A 1,050-nucleotide genomic window follows, 5' to 3' on the forward strand; every position below is an offset into this window, starting at 1 on the left:
AGTCCTGTTGTGTATGCTCGCTATTGGCATTACATATTGGTCTATCAATCACGCTGATAATCCGTCTATTTCTGAACTCACTCAATCTCTTGATGGTGTAGAAGAGTCGTCTCTGCATAGTCAGCTGATACCTGATACAGACCTCCCTCCTGAGGGAACCCGTTCTTTGTTCGACCATATAATCGCGCAGAATGATGGCTTGCCTTACCCTTTTACTGAAATGATCAAGCTCTTGCAGAGCCAGCACCCTGAAGGTGAAGCGCCGCTGTCATTGCTGATTCCTGATGGCCGTTCACTGCTAAAAGGCCAAGCTGATCATCATTTACCTCGAATACTGATTGCGCCAGACTTTCAGGAAGAAAACACCCCAGCGGGTTTGGGTATGAATACCCAAGGCCAGCTTTTTGTTGCGCTAGTCGAAGGGGCAAATGAAATAGAGGTGCTTAGCTACAATGAAGGCGCAGGGCGGTTTGAGTTTCAGCTGGTGCAAAATTATTGTGAAGGGTGTGTGCCAAGAATTGTCTATACTCGTCGAGCGATCTGCCTGACCTGCCACCAAGGGGGCGGGCCTATTTTCTCGCAGCGCCCTTGGCAAGAAACCAATGGACAGTTAAGTGTTGCTAAACGTATACAGGCGGCCAGAGGTAACGAGCCTTATTGGGGGGTAGACATTGAACAACCGCTGGCTACGCCTGAGCGTTTTGATGAACTCACTGATGTTGGAAATTTTCATGTAGCTAGCCAGCGCGTATGGCTAGATGCTTGTGGAGTCGAAGGCAATGAGTGTCGACGTGCACTATTGTCACTCGCTCTACGTTACGCAGATCAGCCAGGCTTGTTTGATTCAATGAGTAAAGAGGTGAATACCTTACTCAAGCTCTGGGCGAATACTTATCCCGAGACGGGCATTAAGGTGCCACAATCCGACTTGGCTATCGAGACCCAAGTGGTGAGTCAAACACCTTTACCGAGTGGCTATACGCAACCCTTACTCCTGATATTAGCTTTGGTGACGGCGCCAAAGACAATGAAGATCTCAATGCGTTTGAA

At 48.6% G+C, this 1,050-nt stretch carries 1 protein-coding gene; it reads left to right on the forward strand.

Annotated features, from left to right (window positions below; genetic code table 11):
* On the forward strand, window positions 1-1,050 hold a 1,050-nt coding region (locus tag A3756_RS28420; RefSeq protein WP_197481539.1), incomplete at both ends, for a hypothetical protein.

The organism is Oleiphilus sp. HI0086, assembly GCF_001635225.1.